This window comes from Streptomyces sp. NPDC050287 (assembly GCF_044459385.1).
GTDB lineage: Bacteria > Actinomycetota > Actinomycetes > Streptomycetales > Streptomycetaceae > Streptomyces.
This window is the reverse complement of the sequence record NZ_JBITIY010000002.1, coordinates 965,948-987,625: the sequence shown is the minus strand read 5'-3', so window position 1 is coordinate 987,625 and position 21,678 is coordinate 965,948. Positions and strand designations below refer to the sequence as shown.

The following is a 21,678-nucleotide window of genomic DNA, read 5'->3' as shown; positions in this document are numbered from 1 at the left end:
GCAGACTGGCTGAATGCGTACGGAACTTGTCTCGGAGCCCGGCGACCGGGCCCGCCCCAACGAGGACTTCGCGAGCCTCGCCCTACCGGCTTCCGGACTGGGCGGCGCACTGGTGGTCCTGGACGGAGTGACGCCGCCCGAGGGAGCGACGGGCTGCGGGCATTCCGTCCCCTGGTTCACCGCGCGCCTCGGCGGCGCCCTGACCGAACTGACCGTTTCCTGCCGAGATCTACCCCTGCCGGAGATCCTCTCCCGGGCGATTCTTCGAACAGCCGAGGCCCATCAATCCTCTTGTGACCTTTCTCACCCACGCACCCCACAGGCCACAGTAGTTGTGGCCCGCTGGTCGGAGGAGACCGTCGAGTACCTGATCCTCTCCGACTCGGCGCTCCTGCTGGACTCCCCCGACGGCACGGTGACCCCCCACCTCGACGACCGCCTCGCCCTCCTCCCCCGCTCCGCCCTGGCCACGGACGCGCTCATCGACGCCACCGTCCGCAACAAGGAAGGCGGTTTCTTCACGGCGGCGGCGGACCCGACGGTGGCGGCCCGGGCGGTGACGGGGACCGTGCCGCGCGTCGACGTGCGCGCCCTGGCCGCCCTGACGGACGGCGCGACCCGCTGGGTGGAGAAGTTCCGGGAGGGCGACTGGACGGACTGCTTCACCTACGTCCGCAAGGAGGGCCCGCAGGCCCTGGTGGACCGGGTGCGGGCCCTCGAACGGGCCGATACGGACCGGGCGTTCCTGGGCCGCAGCAAGACCCACGACGACGCGACGGTGGTGTACGTGGAGCTATGAGGACGGACGGAGGTCTGCCGGATCTCCCGGAGGGAAACACCGAAGGCTGACACGGGAGGAAGACACCGGCGGCCCCTGGGCCTACCTCTCCATCCCCCGGTTCAACTCGTGCAGCAGCCGGGCCAGTTCCGTGACCTCCCGCGAATCCCAGTTCTCCAGGCGGCGGGCGTACCGGGCGCGCCGTGCCTCGCGCACCCGGGTCACCCGGTCGTGCCCCTCCTGGGTCAGGGCGACCAGCCAGGCCCGGCCGTCGGCCGGGTCCGGTTCGCGGGCCACCAGACCGAGGTCCTCCAGGGCGCGCAGCTGACGGGACATCGTGGCCTTGCCGACGCCGATGTAGCCGGCCAGTGCGGTGGCCCGCTGCGGGCCGCACTCGTCCAGGCGTACGAGGAGGCCGTACGCCGCCGACTCCAGGTCCGGGTGGACCTCGCGGGCCATCTCGGCCTGGTTGGCACGGGCACGCCGCAGCAGAACGGTCAGCTCCCGCTCCAGCGCGAGGAACCCGGGGTGGTTCAGACCGCTCCCGGACACGTCGGATTCGACTCCGCGTCCGTCGCCGTTTCCGTGTTCGTGCACGTCAGCCCCTGTCTCGGTTTTCCCGGTCCGGAAAGTTTCCGCCCACCGTCGTCATCGCCGCAGCTCCGCCAGTATTTCGCAGGCTCAGACCAACGGCAGCCTCCGACCCCTCTTCCCACCCGCCGGTCTACGTGCGTAGCTTTCTTTGCCAGGGAATCGCTGGCATGCGCACGCCAGTACTCCCTCGATGCACACCGCCCGCGTTACCCACCGAGCATCACCGAGCCCTCGGAGGCACGCCATGCCCGTGCACAGACCCGGACCGGTCCGCCCCCGGCGCGTCTTACTCGCCGGCCTTCTGCTCGCCGCCCTCTCCCTCGTCCTCACCGTCCCGGCCTCGGCCGCCACCACCACCGCGCCCACCACCGCCACCGCGCTGACCGACGCCACCGCTCCGGCCCGCGGCTCGGCCCACATGGGCATGGGCGTCGTGGCCCACGACGGCCAGGGCGGCGTCCCGGCCGGCACCCGCGCCGTCCAGACCGAGGGCGTGGACGTCTCCGGCCACCAGGGCAACGTGGCCTGGGCGACCCTGTGGAACAGCGGCGTCCGCTGGGCCTACACCAAGGCCACCGAAGGCACGTACTACACGAACCCGTACTTCGCCCAGCAGTACAACGGCTCGTACGACGTCGGCATGATCCGCGGCGCCTACCACTTCGCGACCCCCGACACGACCGGCGGCGCCACCCAGGCCGACTACCTCGTCGACCATGGCGGCGGCTGGTCCAAGGACGGCAGGACCCTGCCCGGGGCGCTCGACATCGAGTGGAACCCGTACGGCGACGCCTGCTACGGCAAGACCCAGAGCGCGATGGTCACCTGGATCCGCGACTTCCTGAACCGGTACAAGGCCCGCACCGGCCGCGACGCCGTCATCTACACGGCGACCAGCTGGTGGACCCAGTGCACCGGCGACTACGCGGGCTTCGCCGCGGCGAACCCGCTCTGGATCGCCCGGTACGCCTCCACCGTGGGCACGCTCCCGGCCGGCTGGAGCTACTACACGATGTGGCAGTACACCTCCTCCGGCCCGACCGTCGGCGACCACGACAGGTTCAACGGCGCGCTCGACCGCGTGGTCGCCCTCGCCAACGGCTGACGACCGCACCGCCGTCACTTCGGTCACATTCGTCACGTCTGTCACGTCTGTCACGTCTGTCACGTCTGTCACGTCTGTCACGTCAAGTACGTAGGTACGTCAGGTACGGCGAAGGCCCGGGCCTCCCTCACGGGACCCGGGCCTTCCCTTAACCGATGGCGTCCGTCACGCCGCCACCGGAACCTCCGGCGCGGCCTCGTTCGTCGCCGGGGCGAGCGCCAGCTCCAGGACCTGGCGGACGTCCGTGACGGCGTGGACGTCGAGCTTGTCCAGCACCTCCGCCGGGACGTCGTCCAGATCGGGCTCATTGCGCTTCGGGATGATCACGGTCGTGACACCCGCCCGGTGCGCGGCGAGCAGCTTCTGCTTCACGCCGCCGATGGGCAGCACCCGGCCGGTCAGCGAGACCTCACCGGTCATCGCCACGTCCGTACGCACCAGACGGCCGCTGAGCAGCGACGCCAGCGCCGTCGTCATCGTGACGCCCGCGCTCGGCCCGTCCTTCGGCACCGCGCCCGCCGGGAAGTGGATGTGCACGCCCCGGTCCTTCAGGTCGCCCACGGGCAGTTCCAGCTCCGCGCCACGCGAGCGCAGGAAGCTCAGCGCGATCTGCGCCGACTCCTTCATCACGTCGCCGAGCTGCCCGGTCAGGGTCAGACCCGCGGCACCCGTCTCCGGGTCGGCCAGCGACGCCTCGACGTACAGGACGTCACCGCCCGCGCCCGTGACGGCGAGACCCGTCGCCACGCCCGGCACCGCGGTCCGCCGCTCGGCCGGATCCTGGGCGGCCTCCGGCACATGGTGGGGCCGGCCGATCAGAGCGCGCAGATCCTCGTCCCGGACCATGAACGGCAGCTTCCGCTCGCCCAGTTCGTGCTGGGCCGCGACCTTGCGCAGCAGCCGCGCGATGGACCGCTCCAGGGTGCGGACGCCGGCCTCACGGGTGTACTCCCCGGCGAGCTTGCGCAGCGCGCTCTCGTCGAGCGTGACCTCGTCCTTGCTGAGACCGGCCCGCTCCAGCTGACGCGGCAGCAGGTGGTCACGGGCGATGACGATCTTCTCGTCCTCCGTGTACCCGTCGAGCCGGACCAGCTCCATCCGGTCGAGCAGTGCCTCCGGGATCGCCTCCAGCACGTTGGCCGTGGCGAGGAAGACGACATCCGACAGATCGAGCTCGACCTCCAGGTAGTGGTCCCGGAAGGTGTGGTTCTGCGCCGGGTCGAGAACCTCCAGCAGAGCGGCGGCCGGGTCGCCCCGGAAGTCCGACCCCACCTTGTCGATCTCGTCGAGCAGCACCACCGGGTTCATGGACCCGGCCTCCTTGACGGCGCGGACGATCCGCCCGGGCAGCGCGCCCACATACGTACGCCGGTGCCCACGGATCTCGGCTTCGTCCCGCACGCCGCCGAGCGCGACGCGGACGAACTTCCGCCCCATCGCGTGCGCGACGGACTCACCCAGCGAGGTCTTGCCGACACCGGGCGGTCCGACGAGCGCCAGCACGGCACCCCCACGGCGCCCGCCGATGACACCCAGGCCCCGGTCCGTACGACGCTTGCGCACGGCCAGGTACTCGGTGATCCGCTCCTTCACGTCCTGAAGCCCGGCGTGCTCGGCGTCGAGGATCGCCTTGGCGCCCTGGATGTCGTACTGGTCCTCGGTCCGCTCGTTCCACGGCAGCTCCAGCACGGTGTCGAGCCAGGTCCGGATCCACGACCCCTCGGGCGACTGGTCACTGGCCCGCTCCAGCTTGTCGACCTCCTTGAGAGCGGCCTCACGGACCTTCTCCGGCAGATCGGCGGCTTCGACACGGCTCCGGTAGTCATCGGACTCCTCGCCCTCCGACTCCCCGTTGAGCTCGCGCAGTTCCTTGCGTACGGCCTCCAGCTGACGCCGCAGCAGGAACTCCCGCTGCTGCTTGTCGACACCCTCCTGGACGTCCTTGGCGATGGTCTCGGCGACATCCTGCTCGGCGAGGTGGTCCCGCAGCTGCTGGGTGGCGAGCCTCAGCCGGGTCACCGGGTCGGCGGTCTCCAGCAGTTCCACCTTCTGTTCGGTGGTCAGGAAGGGCGAGTACCCGGAGTTGTCGGCGAGAGCGGACACATCGTCGATCGCCTGCACCCGGTCCACGACCTGCCAGGCACCACGCTTCCGCAGCCAGGCCGTGGCAAGCGCCTTGTACTCCTTGACGAGTTCGGCGACATGCCCCGGCAGCGGCTCGGGCACGCTCTCGTCGATCCTCGTTCCCTCGACCCACAGCGCCGCACCCGGCCCCGTGGTCCCCGCACCGATCTTCACCCGCCCGCGGCCGCGGATGAGGGCACCGGGGTCACCGTCGGCCAGCCGGCCGACCTGCTCGACGGTGCCGAGCACACCGGTGCTCGCGTACGTCCCGTCGATGCGCGGCACCAGCAGAACCCGGGGCTTGCCGGGCTCCGAGCGCGCGGCGGCCTGAGCGGCCTCCACCGCGGCCCGCACATCGGCGTCATTCAGGTCCAGCGGAACCACCATTCCGGGCAGCACGACCTCGTCGTCGAGCGGCAGCACAGGCAGAGTGAGCGGTGTGGACGTCGAAGCCATGATCTCCCCTTCGGCAGTCAAGTTGAGCTATGCCGACTCAATGCCTGGGAGCCCCGGATTGTTCCCCACCCCTCGTTCGCTCTGAGCGATCACGTCACCGGTGTCCCGCGACGGTGGACCTGGCTGGGCCGGCCTGACTGCGCATGCGTCAGTCCCCTGGCCGCGCAGAGAGGTTGGCCATGCATCTCGGCCTTACTGATCCGACCGGGCCCGCGCTTGCCTGATGATCCGTCGGAACCCGACGGGTGGATTCCCGTCGACCGCGCCTTTGCCGAGGTGGCAGACCGTTTCGGCGGCGACGCGGAGCATGGACTACCCGGCCGCACCTGTGCCCCCTGGGCTGCGCCGCCCGACCTCGCCGGCACACCCGAGTTCGCCGGTACCCCCGAGTTCGCCGGTACCCCCGACCGCGCCGGCACACCCGACCGCGCCCGCGACCGCTACCCCCGCCGCCACCGCCGCACCGAAGGCCACAACGCCACCCCCACCGCGAACGCCGTCAGATGCCCCCAGTTCGTCAGCGGATCCGTGAACGCGATCAGGTCCATCACCAGCATGACCCCGACCCCGACCACCAACGGCCACCGCAGCCACGGCGTGAGCAGCCCGGCCAGCGCCCCCGCCCCGGCGGCGACGCCGAAGCTCACGCCGTAGTCGAGGCGATGCAGCGAGCTGTCCGGCAGGTGCCCGACCAGCACCCCGATACCCACGGCCCCCTCGGTCACCACCGTGGCGAGGACATGCCCGAGCAGAAAAACACAGGCCGTCCGCGCTCCCCCTATCCGCCGCTCCAGCGCCGTGAAGACCACCACGAGCCCGATCGCGTACGGCGACAGCATCCCGCCCGCGATCCACACCGCACTCGCCAGCAGCACCGGCACAGGCGTCCGCAAGAGGTGGGCCACATCGGTGCTGGAACCCTGGTGCAGGGTGTGCACGAGCGAAGGCGCGGCGTGCTCCGTGACCAGCGAGGTGACGACGAGGACGACGACGTAACCGAAGGTGAACGGCGTACCGGCGGGCGTCGGCAGCAACCGCCACGGGCGAAGACGCCGAGCAGCAGCCACCGCCACAGGCGCCGCGGTCTCCGCCACCGGCACCCGAGCCTCGCGGGCCCGCTGCCCCGGCAGTCCCGGCAGCAGCCCCGACACATCGGCGAAGCAGGCGTCGTACGGCGGAGCAACCGCACCCACGGGCGGCGTCGCGTCGGCAGCCCTCGCAGTCCGTTCCACGGTGAGGCGCTCCTTCCGTTTCGCCCCACCCTCAGCGTCCCACGCGACGCTGTCTGTGACGGGCGCCACGAAAGCCGCCATTCACAGCAACTTCCCAGAAAGCCCCCCGGCCCACCGTGACCCGTCAACGCCCTCCCCCCGCACCGCGCACGTGCCAGGATGGTCCGGTGCTCACCCCGTACGACATCCCCGACCATCCCGAGACGCCCGAAGTCCTGGACCGGCGCGAGGGCCCGCACGGCGAGATCGTGCTGCGGCGGCACGGCGGGTTGCTGCAGATCATCGCCAACGGCTGCTTCCTGATGGACACTTCGGACGGCCGTTCCGAAAGGCGGCTGGTCGACGCGGCGCTGGAGGCGCTCAACGCACTCCACGCGCCGGACTTACCGCACGTACCCCACTCACCCCGCGCACCGCACGAACCGCGCCCCCTCGACCCCCGCCCCACCCTGCTCATCGGCGGCCTGGGCGTCGGTTTCTCCCTCGCCCACGCCGCCGCCGACCCCCGCTGGGCCCGCATCACGGTGGTGGAACGCGAGCCCGCCGTCATCGACTGGCACCGCGACGGCGGCCCCCTGTCCGCGCTTACCTCCACCGCCCTGGCAGACCCCCGCACCGAGATTCTGAAAAACGATCTGGTCGCATTCGTCAATGAGACATGCGACACATTCGATGCGCTGTGCCTCGACGTCGACAACGGCCCCGACTGGACGGTCACGGACGACAACGACAGCCTCTACTCACCCGCCGGACTCGCAAGCTGCGCAAGGGTGTTGAGGCCAGGAGGGGTACTGGCGGTGTGGTCGGCCCAGCCCTCACCGGAATTCGAGGGAACCTTGCGGAATGCCGGGTTCCAACAGGTGCGTACCGAAGAGATCCCCGTTGCCCGGGGCGTTCCGGACGTCGTGCATCTCGCCGTCCGGCCTGGATAGCAAAGGCGCGGTAACTGCCCGTACCCTGCTTCCCTGACGCCGATCATTCAAGCGTCAATCGCAGTCATGCGCAGACAAGGAACCACCCCACTGGTTCCGGAAAGCACACCTCAGGGGCGGGCGATGGAGCAGACACACACCTCCCACAACGGCACGACGGCGACTCCGGGCGCACAGCGCCGGGTCCTGGTCGTCGAGGACGACCCGACGATCGTGGACGCCATCGCGACCCGCCTGCGCGCCGAGGGATTCCTCGTGCAAACGGCGGTCGACGGTCCGTCCGCCGTGGACACGGCAGAGGCCTGGCAGCCCGATCTGCTGATCCTCGACATCATGCTGCCCGGCTTCGACGGTCTGGAGGTCTGCCGCCGCGTGCAGGCCGCCCGGCCGGTGCCGGTGCTCATGCTCACCGCGCGCGACGACGAGACCGACATGCTGGTCGGACTGGGCGTCGGCGCCGACGACTACATGACGAAGCCCTTCTCCATGCGGGAACTCGCGGCACGCGTCCATGTGCTGCTGCGCCGCGTCGAGCGGGCCGCGCTGGCCGCCGCGACACCGCGCAGCGGCATCCTGCGGCTCGGCGAACTGGAGATCGACCACGCGCAGCGCCGGGTCCGGGTGCGCTCCGAGGACGTCCATCTGACGCCCACGGAGTTCGACCTCCTGGTCTGCCTGGCGAACACCCCGCGCGCGGTGCTCTCCCGGGAGCAGCTGCTGGCCGAGGTGTGGGACTGGGCGGACGCCTCCGGCACCCGCACGGTCGACAGCCACATCAAGGCGCTGCGCCGGAAGATCGGCGCCGAACGGATCCGGACGGTGCACGGCGTCGGCTACGCCCTGGAGACGCCGACGCCATGAGCGACGGGCCGACCGGTCGGAGAAACCCCAGGGAGCCCTGGGTCGGCGTGGTGAGCCCGTTCTCGATCAAGACCAAGCTGGGAGCGCTGGTCGTCACCTCGGTCCTGATCACCACCGGGCTGTCGATGATCGCGGTGCGCACCAAGACGGAGCTGCGCTTCATCACGGTGTTCTCGATGATCGCCACACTCCTCATTACGCAGTTCGTGGCCCATTCGCTCACCGCGCCGCTGGACGACATGAACGCGGTGGCCAAGTCGATCTCGCACGGCGACTACACCCGCCGGGTGCGCGAGCACCGCCGCGACGAGCTGGGCGACCTGGCCCAGACGATCAACCGCATGGCGGACGACCTGGAGGCGCAGGAACGGCAGCGCAAGGAACTCGTGGCGAACGTCTCCCACGAGTTGCGCACACCGATCGCGGGTCTGCGCGCGGTCCTGGAGAACATCGTCGACGGGGTGACCCAGGCCGACCCGGAGACCATGCGGACGGCCCTGAAACAGACGGAGCGGCTCGGCCGGCTGGTCGAGACGCTGCTGGACCTGTCCCGGCTGGACAACGGGGTCGTACCGCTGCGCAAACGCCGCTTCGAGGTGTGGCCGTATCTCTCGGGCGTCCTGAAGGAGGCCAACATGGTGGCCTCCGCGCGCGCGGGCATCGCCTCCGGCTCCGGCAGTCACACCCGTACGGACGTCCATCTCCACCTCGACGTGTCCCCGCCGGAGCTGACCGCGCACGCGGACCCGGAGCGGATCCACCAGGTCGTGGCGAATCTCATCGACAACGCGGTCAAGCACAGCCCGCCGCACGGCCGGGTCACCGTCAAGGCGCGGCGCGGGGCCCGGCCCGAGTCCCTGGAGCTGGAGGTTCTCGACGAGGGCCCCGGCATTCCGCAGTCGGAGTGGCACCGGGTCTTCGAGCGGTTCAACCGCGGCAGCGTGAACCGGCCGCACGGACCCGGCAGCGACGGCGGTACCGGGCTCGGGCTGGCGATCGCCCGGTGGGCGGTGGATCTGCACGGCGGCCGCATCGGAGTGGCCGAATCCAAGCGGGGTTGCCGGATTCTTGTCACCCTTCCGGGACTTCCATCTCTGCCAAGTTGACGTAAAGTTCGAAACGGAACCGCAAGATCCACGGGCGTCCGCACGGCTGGACACGTGTGATCAGGCACAGGCCCGCGCGCTCGGCGCGCCGAGGCCCGGCCGAGTCATCCCTCGCGAAGCGGAACCTCGCTTGTTTCCCGCCATTCACACCCCCGAAACCCGCGCTTTGATGTGACTTACACGACGATGGACGGGCCCGGCCTGACCTTCCCGGTCAGCAAGGCGTAGCCTTGATTCCCGCTGTCCATCACCTTGTGAAGCGGAAGAGGGCGGTTGCCGCCGTGTCGCCACAGTCCCCCAGTAACTCGAGCATCTCGACCGACACCGACCATGCGGGGAAGAACCCCGCGGCCGCGTTCGGGCCCAACGAGTGGCTCGTCGACGAGATCTATCAGCAGTACCTCCAGGACCCGAACTCGGTAGACCGTGCCTGGTGGGACTTCTTCGCCGACTACAAGCCGGGGGCGGCTGCCGCCTCGGCTCCGGCGGGTACTGCGGCCGCGGGGGCCGCAGGGACCACCACCCCGGCCCGGCCCGCACCCGCGGCCCCGCCGGCTCAGGCGCCCGCTCCGGCCCCGGCTCCCGCGCAGGCCGCTCCGGCGCCCGCCGCGAAGCCCGCCGCCGCGGCTCCTGCGCCCGCCAAGGCCGCCGCACCCGCCCAGGCGGCTCCGGCCGCTCCGGCCGCGAAGCCCGCCGCCAGGCCGGCGGCCAAGGCCGAGTCCGCCGCGGCGCCCGAGGGCCCGCAGCTGGTGACGCTGCGCGGCCCCGCCGCCGCGGTCGCGAAGAACATGAACGCCTCGCTGGAACTGCCCACGGCCACGTCCGTGCGCGCCGTCCCGGTCAAGCTGCTCTTCGACAACCGCATCGTCATCAACAACCATCTCAAGCGCGCCCGGGGCGGGAAGATCTCCTTCACGCACCTGATCGGCTACGCGATGGTGCAGGCCATCAAGGCCATGCCGTCGATGAACTGGCACTACGCGGAGAAGGACGGGAAGCCCACCCTCGTCAAGCCGCCGCACGTCAACTTCGGCCTCGCCATCGACCTGGTGAAGGCGAACGGCGACCGCCAGCTCGTCGTCGCCGGCATCAAGAAGGCCGAGACGCTGAACTTCTTCGAGTTCTGGCAGGCCTACGAGGACATCGTCCGCCGCGCCCGCGACGGCAAGCTGACGATGGACGACTTCACCGGCGTGACGGTCTCCCTGACCAACCCCGGCGGCCTGGGCACCGTGCACTCCGTGCCGCGTCTGATGCCCGGTCAGTCGGTCATCATGGGCGTCGGCTCGATGGACTACCCGGCGGAGTTCCAGGGCACCTCCCAGGACACCCTGAACAAGCTCGGCATCTCGAAGGTCATGACGCTCACGTCGACCTACGACCACCGGGTGATCCAGGGCGCCGCGTCCGGCGAGTTCCTGCGGATCGTGGCGAACCTCCTCCTCGGCGAGCAGGGCTTCTACGACCACATCTTCGAGGCGCTGCGCATCCCCTACGAGCCGGTCCGCTGGCTCAAGGACATCGACGCCTCGCACGACGACGACGTCACCAAGGCCGCCCGGGTCTTCGAGCTGATCCACTCCTACCGGGTCCGCGGCCACGTCATGGCCGACACCGACCCGCTGGAGTACAAGCAGCGCAAGCACCCCGACCTGGACATCACCGAGCACGGGCTCACCCTCTGGGACCTGGAGCGCGAGTTCGCGGTCGGCGGCTTCGCCGGCAAGTCGATGATGAAGCTGCGCGACATCCTCGGCGTGCTGCGCGACTCGTACTGCCGCACCACCGGCGTCGAGTTCATGCACATCCAGGACCCGAAGCAGCGCAAGTGGATCCAGGACCGCATCGAGCGCTCGCACTCCAAGCCGGAGCGCGAGGAACAGCTGCGGATCCTGCGCCGGCTGAACGCGGCGGAGGCCTTCGAGACCTTCCTGCAGACGAAGTACGTCGGCCAGAAGCGCTTCTCGCTCGAAGGTGGCGAGTCGGTCATCCCGCTCCTGGACGCGGTCATCGACAGCGCGGCCGAGTCCCGCCTGGACGAGGTCGTCATCGGCATGGCCCACCGCGGCCGCCTCAACGTCCTCGCGAACATCGTCGGAAAGTCGTACGCGCAGATCTTCCGCGAGTTCGAGGGCAACCTCGACCCGAAGTCGATGCACGGCTCCGGCGACGTGAAGTACCACCTGGGCGCCGAGGGCACCTTCACCGGCCTGGACGGCGAGCAGATCAAGGTCTCGCTGGCCGCCAACCCCTCGCACCTGGAGGCGGTCGACCCGATCCTCGAGGGCATCACCCGCGCCAAGCAGGACATCATCAACAAGGGCGGCACGGACTTCACGGTCCTGCCGGTGGCCCTGCACGGTGACGCGGCCTTCGCGGGCCAGGGCGTGGTGGCCGAGACCCTGAACATGTCGCAGCTGCGCGGTTACCGCACGGGCGGCACGGTCCACGTGGTCATCAACAACCAGGTCGGCTTCACCGCGGCCCCCGAGTCCTCGCGTTCGTCCATGTACGCGACGGACGTGGCCCGCATGATCGAGGCCCCGATCTTTCACGTGAACGGCGACGACCCGGAGGCCGTGGTCCGCGTCGCGCGGCTGGCCTTCGAGTTCCGCCAGGCGTTCAACAAGGATGTGGTGATCGACCTCATCTGCTACCGCCGCCGCGGTCACAACGAGTCGGACAACCCGGCGTTCACCCAGCCGCTGATGTACGACCTGATCGACAAGAAGCGCTCGGTGCGCAAGCTGTACACCGAGTCCCTGATCGGTCGCGGCGACATCACCCTGGAAGAGGCCGAGCAGGCCCTGCAGGACTACCAGGGCCAGCTGGAGAAGGTCTTCACGGAGGTCCGCGAGGCCACGTCCCAGCCGGCGGCGGTGGAGCCCTCGGACCCGCGGGCCGAGTTCCCGGTGGCCGTGAACACCGCGATCTCCACGGAGGTCGTCAAGCGGATCGCCGAGTCCCAGGTCAACATCCCCGACCACATCACCGTCCACCCGCGGCTGCTGCCGCAGCTGCAGCGCCGGGCGACCATGGTCGAGGAAGGCACGATCGACTGGGGCATGGGCGAGACGCTGGCGGTCGGCTCCCTCCTCCTGGAGGGCATCCCGGTCCGGTTGTCCGGCCAGGACTCGCAGCGCGGCACGTTCGGCCAGCGTCACGCGGTGATCATCGACCGGGAGACCGGCGAGGAGTTCACGCCGCTGATGTACCTCTCCGAGGACCAGGCGCGCTACAACGTCTACAACTCGCTGCTGTCCGAGTACGCGGTGATGGGCTTCGAGTACGGCTACTCGCTGGCCCGCCCCGACGCGCTCGTCATGTGGGAGGCGCAGTTCGGCGACTTCGTCAACGGCGCGCAGACGGTCGTCGACGAGTTCATCTCGTCGGCGGAGCAGAAGTGGAACCAGACGTCCGGCGTCACGCTCCTGCTCCCGCACGGCTACGAGGGCCAGGGCCCGGACCACTCGTCCGCCCGCCCGGAGCGCTTCCTCCAGATGTGCGCCCAGAACAACATGACGGTCGCGATGCCCACGCTCCCGTCGAACTACTTCCACCTCCTGCGGTGGCAGGTGCACAACCCGCACCACAAGCCGCTGGTCGTCTTCACCCCGAAGTCGATGCTGCGCCTGAAGGCCGCGGCCTCGAAGGCGGAGGAGTTCACGACGGGCCAGTTCCGCCCGGTCATCGGCGACGCGTCGGTGGACCCGGCGGCGGTCAAGAAGGTCGTCTTCACGGCGGGCAAGGTCTACTACGACCTCGAGGCCGAGCGGAAGAAGCGCGGCGCCACGGACACGGCGATCATCCGCATCGAGCGCCTGTACCCGCTCCCGGGTGCCGAGCTCCAGGCCGAGATCGCCAAGTACCCGAACGCCGAGAAGTACCTCTGGGCCCAGGAGGAGCCGGCGAACCAGGGTGCCTGGCCGTTCATCGCCCTCAACCTGATCGACCACCTGGACCTGGCGGTCGGCGCGGAGGTGCCCCACGGCGAGCGTCTGCGGCGCATCTCCCGGCCGCACAGCTCGTCGCCCGCCGTCGGTTCGGCGAAGCGGCACCAGGCGGAGCAGGAGCAGCTGGTGCGCGAGGTGTTCGAGGCGTAACCGCCACCCTCGCAGGCCGTACGTGACCGGGCCGCACCCCTCTTCCTGGGGTGCGGCCCGGCCGTTTCCCCGCACTTATCCTTGAGCCATGTACTTCACGGACCGAGGCATCGAAGAGCTGGAGAAGCGGCGCGGCGAGGAAGAGGTCACCTTCGAGTGGCTCGCCGAGCAGCTGCGGACCTTCGTCGATCTGAACCCGGACTTCGAGGTGCCGGTGGAGCGGCTGGCGACCTGGCTGGCCCGGCTGGACGACGAGGACGACGACGAGTAGAGACGACCGGCTTCGCACGGAGGGCGCCCCTCGGGGCGCCCTTCGCTGTCTGCGGTGCCGTCAGGAAGGCCCCGGTCGGTACGGCTCCCCGGAACGAGTGTCTTGACTTTCCGTGCCCGCGATATATCGTGAAGACAGAAGACGCGATATGGCGCGTTGCGACGGGGAGGTCTGCACCATGTCCGAGTGGTCCGTAACGGAGCCCGACAAGCTCACGTTCGACGATCCCGTCACGACCCTCCACGTACGCATCGTCAGTGGAACGGTGAACGTGGTGGGCACCGACGAAGGTTCCGCCCGCCTGGAAGTGTCCGAGATCCAGGGCCCACCCCTGGTGGTGACCCAGGAGGACGGCAGGCTGACGGTGGCCTACGAGGACCTGCCCTGGAAGGGCTTCCTCAAGTGGCTCGACCGCAAGGGCTGGCGGCGCAGCGCCGTCGTCTCGCTGGCCGTGCCGGCCGACACCCGCGTGGAGGTGGGGGTGGTCGACGCCGGGGCCGTCGTGTCGGGACTGCGCGGACCCGCGGTGGTCAAGGGCGTCACCGGGGACACCACACTCGTCGCGCTCTCCGGCCCGGTGCACGCCGACACGGTCTCCGGAAACCTGGAGGCGCAGGCAGTCACCGGCGACCTCCGGTTCAACTCGGTCTCCGGGGATCTCACGGTCGTCGAGGGCTCCGGCCCCTCCGTGCGGGCCGACTCGGTCAGCGGCTCCATGATCGTGGACCTGGATCCGGACGGACCCACCGACGTCAGGCTGACCAGCGTCTCTGGCGAGATCGCGATCCGCCTCCCCCAGCCGGCGGACGCGGACGTCGAGGCCAACACCGCGAGCGGCACCATCTCCAACGCCTTCGAGGGCCTGCGGGTGCACGGCCAGTGGGGCGCCCACAAGGTCACCGGCCGGCTCGGCGCGGGCACCGGCAGACTGCGGGCCACGACCGTCTCCGGCTCGATCGCCCTGCTGCGCCGCCCACCCCGCGAGGACGAGAGCGGACCGTGGGAGCACGAGAGCGGACCGCAGACGAACACCGCCCCCGCGACCGGCGCCCCGGCCGAGGGCACGACCGACAAGAAGGTGCTCTGACATGCCTCCCGTCTTCGCCCACGGCCGCCTCCGCCTCTATCTGCTGAAGCTGCTGGACGAGGCCCCCCGTCACGGCTACGAGGTGATCCGCCTCCTGGAGGAACGCTTCCAGGGCCTGTACGCGCCCTCCGCGGGCACGGTGTACCCCCGTCTGGCCAAGCTGGAGGCCGAGGGCCTGGTCACCCACACCACCGAGGGCGGCCGCAAGGTGTACGCCATCACGGACGCCGGCCGCGCCGAGTTGGCCGACCGCAGCGGTGAACTGGCCGACCTGGAGCTGGAGATCCGCGATTCGGTCGCGGAACTGGCCGCGGAGATCCGGGCCGACGTGCGCGGCGCGGCGGGAGACCTGCGCCGCGAGATGCGAGCGGCGGCCTCCGAGGCCCGCAGGGGTTCCACAAGCGCCGGCGCCACGACCGACGGCGCCCAGGACAGCCCCTTCGGAGACTTCACGGACCACACCGACAACGAGGCGTGGCGCATCGCCAAGGAGGAGATGCGCCGCGTCAAGCAGGAGTGGAAGGAACAGGCCCGGCGCGCCAAGGACGAGAGCCGGCGCGCCCGCGAGGAGGCCCAGCGGGCCCGCCGCCAGGCCAAGGAGGCCCAGGAGCGAGCCCGGAGCCAGGCCCAGGAGGACGTGCAGCGCATCGCCCGGCGCGTCCAGGAACAGGTGCAGGACCACTTCGCGCGGGGCGACTGGCCGACGGGCGTCCGCGAGGGCCTGACCGAACTGGCCAAAGAATTCGGGGAGTTCGGAAAGGACTACGGCAAGGAGTTCGGGAAGGACTTCGGCTTCGGCCGGCCCCACGGGAACGCGGAGAAGGCCACCCCGGCACCTGAGTACTCGCACACCCCGGAGGACTTCCCCGCCGAGTACGAACCGTCATGGGCTCACGAGGACTCCACCGGAGACCCGGCCCGCGACCTGGACCGCCTCCTCGACCGCTTCCGCGACGACATCCGCGACGCCGCCCGCGACCACGGAGTGACAGCCGACCAACTCCGCGACACCCGCCGCCACCTCTCCACCGCGGCGGCCCACATCGGGGCACTGCTGCGCAGCACCCCGAAGTCCTGAGCGACACTCTCCGACGGCACGGCCGACCACCGCGGCCGGCCGCACCACCGCAGGACATCCACCGCGCGGCCCTCAGCCCGCCTTGGCCTCTCCACCGCCGTACAGGACACGGATCAGCGTCTCGTACGTCACTCCGTGGTCGGCGAGGACCTCGGCGGGGACGCCGGGGCGGGCGGTGAGGGCCAGCAGCAGGTGCTCGTCGCCGATGTGACGGTCACGACGGGAGACGGCGATGCGCAGAGCCTTCTCCAGGACCTCCTTGGCGGCCCGCCCGAAGGTATGGCGTGCCGACCACCACGCCTTGTCCTGCCGGTCACCGGACATCGCCCCGACGCCGTGCGCCTCCTCGACCCGGGCGACGATCTCCGAGACGTCGATCCCCAGCCCGGCCAGGGCATCGGTCTCCGCCCGGGACAACCCGGCCCGGCGCCGGGCCTCGACGACTGCCGCGCGCACCGTTTCCCTGTCCTCTGCGAGCCCGAGTGCGGCCAGCGCGAACCAACCCCGGCCGGCCTCCTGGTCGAGCAACGCCAGCAGCAGGTGCTCCGCCTCGACGGACCGCGCCCCCGAGCGCTCGGCTTGCTCGACCGCCCCTCGCACCACGTCCCGGGCGTCCTTCGTGAACCGCTCGAACATCAATGCCTCCCGTACTTCTTGTGCACGGCCTGCCTGCTCACACCGAGTTCCGCGGCGATCTCCTGCCACGACCACCCCTGATTGCGCGCACCGCGCACCTGAACCGCCTCCAACTGCTCCAGCAGCCGACGCAGCGCGGCGACGGCCCGCAGTCCGACTCGTGGATCGCGGTCACCCGCCCGCTCGGCGAGATCCGTAGCTTCGGTCATGACGTCAACCTACGTTGACACCTCCCGCGCGTCAACCTCAGTTGACAAACCGTCCGCCGGATCCGCACACGCCGACGGCCGGCCCGAAACCCGGACCGGCCGCAAGAAAAAGGCAAACGCGGGACAGAACCGTTCCCGCAGCTCCAACCCTTAGTCCCCGGTGAGGACGATCTTCCCGAACTGGTCACCGGACTCGAGCCGTTCGAACCCCTCACGGGCCCGGTCCAGGGGAAGCACCTGGTCGATGACAGGACGTACTCCCGTGGCGGCGCAGAACGAAAGCAGATCCTCCAGCTCGTCCTTGGACCCCATCGTCGACCCCACGACCTTGAGCTCCAGGAAGAAGATCCGAGTCAGCTCGGCATGCGAGGGCCGGTCACCGCTCGTCGCACCGGAGATCACCACCGTCCCGCCCGGCTTCAGCGACTTCACCGAGTGCGACCACGTCGCCGCGCCGACGGTCTCGATCACGGCGTCCACACGCTGCGGCAGCCGCGCCCCCGACTCCAGTGCCTCGACGGCCCCCAGCTCGACGGCCCGCTTACGCTTCGCCTCGTCCCGGCTGGTGGCGAAGACCCGCAGCCCCGCGGCTTTGCCGAGCACGATGGCGGCCGTGGCGACACCGCCGCCGGCGCCCTGGACGAGGACGGAGTCACCGGGACGTACGCCGGCGTTGGTGAAGAGCATCCGGTACGCCGTCAGCCAGGCCGTGGGCAGACAGGCGGCCTCCTCGAAGGACAGCTCCTTGGGCTTCGGCACGATGTTCCAGGCCGGTACGGCGACCTGTTCGGCGAATGTGCCCTGGTAGCGCTCGGTGAGGATGGAGCGGGGTTCCTCGGGACCGACACCGTGACCGGTCTGCCCGATGACGGAGTGCAGGACGACCTCGTTGCCGTCCTCGTCGACGCCGGCGGCGTCACACCCGAGGATCATCGGCAGCTTGTCCTCCGCGAGGCCGACACCCCGCAGGGACCACAGGTCGTGATGGTTGAGGGAAGCGGCCTTGACGTTGACGACACTCCAGCCGGCACGCGCCTCGGGGGCGGGGCGCTCTCCCACCTCCAGGCCGGAAAGGGGCTGATCGCGATCGATGCGGGCGGCGTAGGCAGCGAACATGACCTTGACGATAGGCTCCACCGCGGCCACGGGGAACCACGGAGCTCTGTGACACACGCCCTCTTGTCAAAGCCGGGGGTGAGTCCTCGTAGTCCGCCCTTCCGAGGCCCCCCGCCCCGCCGCCGCAGGCACCACCACCCGAAGATCCCAGCCCCGAGCAAAGAAGTGCCCCCGCCCGAACCACAGACGGGGCCACTCAAACACACGCCCGGACGCCCGGACGCTCAGCGGCGAGCAACCCCTTCCGCCCGAGCCGCCGCGGCCACTGCGGCCGTGACCGCCGGCGCCACCCGCTCATCGAACGGCGACGGAATCACGTAATCCGCGGCGAGGTCGTCGCCCACGACCGCCGCCAGCGCCTCGGCCGCCGCGAGCTTCATGCCCTCGGTGATCCGGGACGCCCGCACCTGCAACGCTCCCGCGAAGATCCCCGGAAACGCCAGCACGTTGTTGATCTGGTTCGGGAAGTCCGACCGCCCGGTCGCCACGACGGCCGCGTACTTGTGCGCGACCTCGGGGTGCACCTCAGGATTGGGGTTGGCCATGGCGAAGACGAACGCGCCCTGGGCCATCGAGGCAACCGCCGGCTCCGGCACCGTACCGCCGGACACCCCGATGAAGACGTCGGCACCTTCCAGCGCCGCTTCCAGCGACCCGCTGATCCCGGCCTTGTTGGTGAAGGAGGCCAGTTCCCGCTTGACAGGGGTCAGATCGTCCCGGTCCTCCGACACGATTCCCTTGCGGTCCGCGACCGCGACGTCCCCGATCCCGGCTTCGACCAGCATCTTCGCGATGGCGACACCGGCCGCGCCGGCACCCGAGATCACCGCCCGCAGATCCCCGAGGCCCCGCCCCGTCAGCCGCGCGGCGTTCCGCAGGGCCGCCAGCGTGACGACCGCCGTACCGTGCTGGTCGTCGTGGAAGATCGGAATGTCCAGCCGCTCCTGCAGCTTCCGCTCGATCTCGAAGCACCGCGGCGCCGAGATGTCCTCCAGGTTCACGCCACCGAACGACGGCGCGAGCCGCACCACGGTTTCCACGATCTCGTCCACGCCCGTGCAGTCGAGCGCGATCGGCACCGCGTCGACACCACCGAACTGCTTGAACAGGATCGCCTTGCCCTCCATCACCGGGAGGGAGGCCTCGGGCCCGATGTCACCGAGGCCCAGCACCGCCGTACCGTCGGTCACGACCGCGACGACGGACGACTTCCAGGTGTAGTCGTAGACGAGTTCCGGCTGCTCGGCGATGGCGCTGCACACCTTCGCCACGCCGGGCGTGTACGCCAGGGACAGGTCGTCCTTGTCGCGGACGGGCACGGTGGCCCGCACGGCCATCTTGCCGCCACGGTGCAGCGCGAACGCCGGATCGAAGGAATCGAGGGGCTCTGCCCCACCGTCCTGGTCCGTACTGCTGTCGCTGCGAGGATTGACGATCTCCGCTGCCACTTTGTTCTACCCCTTAGGTCTTCATGGTTGAGGGTGGCCACTCCTGGTTGAGAAGTGGGCGGGCACCGCGCACGGCCCTGATGGTGCTGCGGTGATGCTGCGTACGGGGGTACGTACGGGCACATACGCGACGGGCGCGCCGCACACGCGCCCTGAGCCCCGGATGAGGGGTGTAAAGAACCTTCTTACCCGACGGACAGCGCCGAGGACGACCCCATACCGCACAAGGCCTGCAAGATCACATCCCACGGCGCACGTCAGTCCGCATGCCGGGAGCCGCCGAAGATCTTCCGGCCGGAGGCGCAGATTCCCGCAGATGGTGCCGGACAGTGCCGCACAGCGCGGTCAAGATGTACCGAACTGATGCGGTTCGGGGATCGCCCGTTATCCGATTTTGACATGGGTAGTCCCCTGATTGCCTGCGTCCGAATGGCAAGATGCCGTCATCACACGAGGTCGCGACACTCGAAGGCGTGTGCGCTCGTCGACCCAGGACCAAGCCAGGGTCCAAGGCACCTGCCGAACCCATCGGCGGCTGCCCGCCCCATCGGCAACTCCACCCATCCGCCGGAGGAACCCACCATGACCGCAAGCTCCACCCGTCGTCCGACCGCCGCGCACTCCCGGCTAGCAGCGGTCGGTGCGATCGCGGTCGCAGGCGCGCTGATTCTCACCGGTTGCGGTGACCAGACCAAGGACAAGGACTCGGGCAGCAGCTCGGCGGCGAGCTCGGCTCCACTGGCGGCCAAGCTGCCGAAGGCGATCCGCGACAAGGGCGTCATCAAGGTCGGTTCTGACATCGCGTACGCACCCGTCGAGTTCAAGGACGACTCCGGCAAGGTCGCCGGCATCGACCCGGAACTCGGGGCCGCGATGGGCAAGCAGCTCGGCGTCACCTTCCAATTCGAGAACGGCACTTTCGACGCCCTGCTCACCGGTCTGCGCTCCAACCGCTACGACATCGCCATGTCCGCGATGACCGACAACAAGAACCGCCAGGACGGCGTCGACCCCGACACGGGCAAGAAGGTCGGTGAGGGTGTCGACTTCGTCGACTACCTGACCGCCGGTGTCTCGATCTACACGCGTAAGGGCGACACGGGTGGCATCACCACCTGGTCCGACCTGTGCGGAAAGAAGCTTGCCGTGGAGCGCGGCACCGTCTCGGAGGACCTGGCCAAGTCCGAGACCAAGAAGTGCGCGGGCGGCAAGAAGATCACCATCGAGGCCTTCGACGACGACCAGCAGGCTCAGACCCGTCTGCGCTCCGGCGGCGCGGACGCGGCGTCCTCGGACTTCCCGGTCGCCGCGTACGCGGTGAAGACGTCCGGTGGAGGCAAGGACTTCCAGATCGTCGGCGACCAGGTCGAAGCGGCCCCGTACGGCATCGCGGTCTCCAAGGAGGACACCCAGCTGCGGGACGCGCTGCAGGCGGCGATGAACGCGATCATCAAGAGCGGCGAGTACCAGAAGATCCTCGACAAGTGGGGCGCGGAGGACGGCGCCGTCAAGGAGTCCGCCATCAACGGCGGCAAGTGACCGCGCATCCGAGCGGGCACTGAGAGGTAACACCCGTGACTGCTGACATTGACAAGACGGTGGGCACCCCCTCGGCCGGACCGGAGACCATCAAGGCCATCCCGGTCCGGCACTACGGGCGGTACGTCACCGCCGTCATAGCCATCGCGATCCTCGTCGCGATCATTTACGCGTTCGGCCAGGGCAAGATCAACTGGCATGCCGTTCCGGACTACTTCTTCGACGACCGGATCATGACCGGCGTCGGCAAGACCCTCCTGCTGACGGTCCTGTCGATGCTGATCGGCATCGTGGGCGGCATCGTCCTCGCGGTGATGCGCCTGTCGAAGAACCCGGTGACCTCGTCGATCTCCTGGTTCTACATCTGGTTCTTCCGCGGCACGCCGGTCCTGGTCCAGCTGTTCCTCTGGTTCAACCTGGGCCTGGTCTTCGAGTACATCAACCTCGGTCCGATCTACAAGGACTATTGGTCGGACTTCATGACGCCGCTTCTGACGGCGCTGCTCGGCCTCGGTCTCAACGAGGCCGCGTACATGGCGGAGATCTGCCGCGCCGGTCTGCTCGCCGTCGACGAGGGCCAGACCGAGGCAGCCCACGCGCTGGGCATGAGCCACGGCAAGACGCTGCGCCGGATCGTCATCCCGCAGGCGATGCGCGTGATTGTGCCGCCGACCGGCAACGAAGTGATCAACATGCTGAAGACGACCTCGCTCGTGGCGGCCGTCCAGTACCCGGAGCTCTTCCGCTACGCCCAGGACATCGGCCAGAACTCCGGTGCCCCGGTGGAGATGTACTTCCTCGCGGCGGCCTGGTACCTGATCATGACGTCGGTCCTGAGCGTGGGCCAGTACTACATCGAGCGGTACTACGCGCGCGGTTCCAGCCGCCAGCTGCCGCCGACACCGCTGCAGAAGGTGAAGGCCAACGTGCTGTCGCTGGGCCGGCCGAAGGGAGCCGTGGGCGCATGACCGACAAGCTGAGCAAGACGGACGCCGCCCCGCGC

18 protein-coding genes are annotated in these 21,678 nt (G+C 69.7%); 11 read left to right on the top strand and 7 right to left on the bottom strand.

Translation table 11 applies throughout. From position 1 onward, the window contains the following. Nucleotides 1-13: 13 nt before the first annotated feature. The gene (locus ACIBK3_RS09860; protein WP_399363677.1) at nucleotides 14-799 is read left to right on the top strand and encodes a hypothetical protein; all 786 of its coding nucleotides are present in this window, start codon (nucleotides 14-16) and stop codon (nucleotides 797-799) included. 81 nt (nucleotides 800-880) lie between these two features. On the opposite strand, the gene ACIBK3_RS09855 is transcribed toward ACIBK3_RS09860, so the two are convergent. Continuing rightward, a complete protein-coding gene (locus ACIBK3_RS09855; protein WP_399363675.1) occupies nucleotides 881-1,375 on the bottom strand; it encodes a MarR family winged helix-turn-helix transcriptional regulator in 495 nt (164 codons plus the stop codon). Between the two features lie 241 nt (nucleotides 1,376-1,616). Between ACIBK3_RS09855 and ACIBK3_RS09850 the strand changes: the two genes are divergently transcribed. Next, a complete protein-coding gene (locus ACIBK3_RS09850) occupies nucleotides 1,617-2,477 on the top strand; it encodes a lysozyme (RefSeq protein WP_399363673.1) in 861 nt (286 codons plus the stop codon). A gap of 165 nt (nucleotides 2,478-2,642) precedes the next feature. Here the strand turns inward: ACIBK3_RS09850 and lon are convergent, their stop codons facing one another. After that, a complete protein-coding gene (lon, locus tag ACIBK3_RS09845; protein WP_399363671.1) occupies nucleotides 2,643-5,057 on the bottom strand; it encodes an endopeptidase La in 2,415 nt (804 codons plus the stop codon). A gap of 440 nt (nucleotides 5,058-5,497) precedes the next feature. Continuing rightward, nucleotides 5,498-6,289, bottom strand: coding sequence for a rhomboid-like protein (locus tag ACIBK3_RS09840; RefSeq protein WP_399363669.1), 792 nt, complete (start codon nucleotides 6,287-6,289; stop codon nucleotides 5,498-5,500). A 167-nt stretch (nucleotides 6,290-6,456) separates the two neighbouring features. Between ACIBK3_RS09840 and ACIBK3_RS09835 the strand changes: the two genes are divergently transcribed. The 7 genes from ACIBK3_RS09835 to ACIBK3_RS09805 all read left to right on the top strand — a co-directional run bounded on the left by ACIBK3_RS09835 (nucleotide 6,457) and on the right by ACIBK3_RS09805 (nucleotide 15,727). Beyond that, nucleotides 6,457-7,221 (top strand): spermidine synthase, encoded by a 765-nt coding sequence (locus ACIBK3_RS09835; protein WP_399363667.1) that lies wholly within the window; start codon nucleotides 6,457-6,459, stop codon nucleotides 7,219-7,221. 123 nt (nucleotides 7,222-7,344) lie between these two features. Further along, nucleotides 7,345-8,082, top strand: a complete 738-nt coding sequence (locus ACIBK3_RS09830) for a response regulator transcription factor (protein WP_067439493.1) — start codon at nucleotides 7,345-7,347, stop codon at nucleotides 8,080-8,082. Next, a complete protein-coding gene (locus tag ACIBK3_RS09825) occupies nucleotides 8,079-9,188 on the top strand; it encodes an ATP-binding protein (RefSeq protein ID WP_399363665.1) in 1,110 nt (369 codons plus the stop codon). The genes ACIBK3_RS09830 and ACIBK3_RS09825 overlap by 4 nt, the downstream gene beginning before the upstream one ends. Before the next feature lie 281 nt (nucleotides 9,189-9,469). Continuing rightward, on the top strand, nucleotides 9,470-13,291 hold the full coding sequence (locus tag ACIBK3_RS09820) for a multifunctional oxoglutarate decarboxylase/oxoglutarate dehydrogenase thiamine pyrophosphate-binding subunit/dihydrolipoyllysine-residue succinyltransferase subunit (RefSeq protein WP_399363663.1): 3,822 nt from the start codon (nucleotides 9,470-9,472) through the stop codon (nucleotides 13,289-13,291). Nucleotides 13,292-13,379: 88 nt separating this feature from the next. Beyond that, nucleotides 13,380-13,562, top strand: coding sequence for a DUF6104 family protein (locus ACIBK3_RS09815; RefSeq protein ID WP_019075209.1), 183 nt, complete (start codon nucleotides 13,380-13,382; stop codon nucleotides 13,560-13,562). A gap of 178 nt (nucleotides 13,563-13,740) precedes the next feature. Then, on the top strand, nucleotides 13,741-14,649 hold the full coding sequence (locus ACIBK3_RS09810; protein ID WP_399363661.1) for a DUF4097 family beta strand repeat-containing protein: 909 nt from the start codon (nucleotides 13,741-13,743) through the stop codon (nucleotides 14,647-14,649). 1 nt (nucleotide 14,650) lies between these two features. Next, a complete protein-coding gene (locus ACIBK3_RS09805) occupies nucleotides 14,651-15,727 on the top strand; it encodes a helix-turn-helix transcriptional regulator (protein ID WP_399363659.1) in 1,077 nt (358 codons plus the stop codon). 72 nt (nucleotides 15,728-15,799) lie between these two features. On the opposite strand, the gene ACIBK3_RS09800 is transcribed toward ACIBK3_RS09805, so the two are convergent. The 4 genes from ACIBK3_RS09800 to ACIBK3_RS09785 all read right to left on the bottom strand — a co-directional run bounded on the left by ACIBK3_RS09800 (nucleotide 15,800) and on the right by ACIBK3_RS09785 (nucleotide 19,136). Next, nucleotides 15,800-16,363 carry a Clp protease N-terminal domain-containing protein gene (locus ACIBK3_RS09800; RefSeq protein WP_399363657.1) on the bottom strand — a complete coding sequence of 188 codons (564 nt, stop codon included), beginning with the start codon at nucleotides 16,361-16,363 and terminating at the stop codon, nucleotides 15,800-15,802. Continuing rightward, the gene (locus ACIBK3_RS09795; RefSeq protein ID WP_232026758.1) at nucleotides 16,363-16,572 is read right to left on the bottom strand and encodes a helix-turn-helix domain-containing protein; all 210 of its coding nucleotides are present in this window, start codon (nucleotides 16,570-16,572) and stop codon (nucleotides 16,363-16,365) included. The genes ACIBK3_RS09800 and ACIBK3_RS09795 overlap by 1 nt, the downstream gene beginning before the upstream one ends. A gap of 150 nt (nucleotides 16,573-16,722) precedes the next feature. Then, nucleotides 16,723-17,688, bottom strand: coding sequence for a zinc-binding dehydrogenase (locus ACIBK3_RS09790; RefSeq protein ID WP_399363654.1), 966 nt, complete (start codon nucleotides 17,686-17,688; stop codon nucleotides 16,723-16,725). A 224-nt stretch (nucleotides 17,689-17,912) separates the two neighbouring features. Continuing rightward, the gene (locus ACIBK3_RS09785) at nucleotides 17,913-19,136 is read right to left on the bottom strand and encodes an NADP-dependent malic enzyme (protein WP_399363652.1); all 1,224 of its coding nucleotides are present in this window, start codon (nucleotides 19,134-19,136) and stop codon (nucleotides 17,913-17,915) included. 582 nt (nucleotides 19,137-19,718) lie between these two features. On the opposite strand from ACIBK3_RS09785, the gene ACIBK3_RS09780 reads away from it, so the two are divergent. Continuing rightward, on the top strand, nucleotides 19,719-20,675 hold the full coding sequence (locus tag ACIBK3_RS09780; RefSeq protein WP_399363650.1) for an ABC transporter substrate-binding protein: 957 nt from the start codon (nucleotides 19,719-19,721) through the stop codon (nucleotides 20,673-20,675). Between the two features lie 35 nt (nucleotides 20,676-20,710). Beyond that, a complete protein-coding gene (locus tag ACIBK3_RS09775) occupies nucleotides 20,711-21,643 on the top strand; it encodes an amino acid ABC transporter permease (RefSeq protein WP_399363648.1) in 933 nt (310 codons plus the stop codon). Nucleotides 21,644-21,678: the final 35 nt, after the last annotated feature.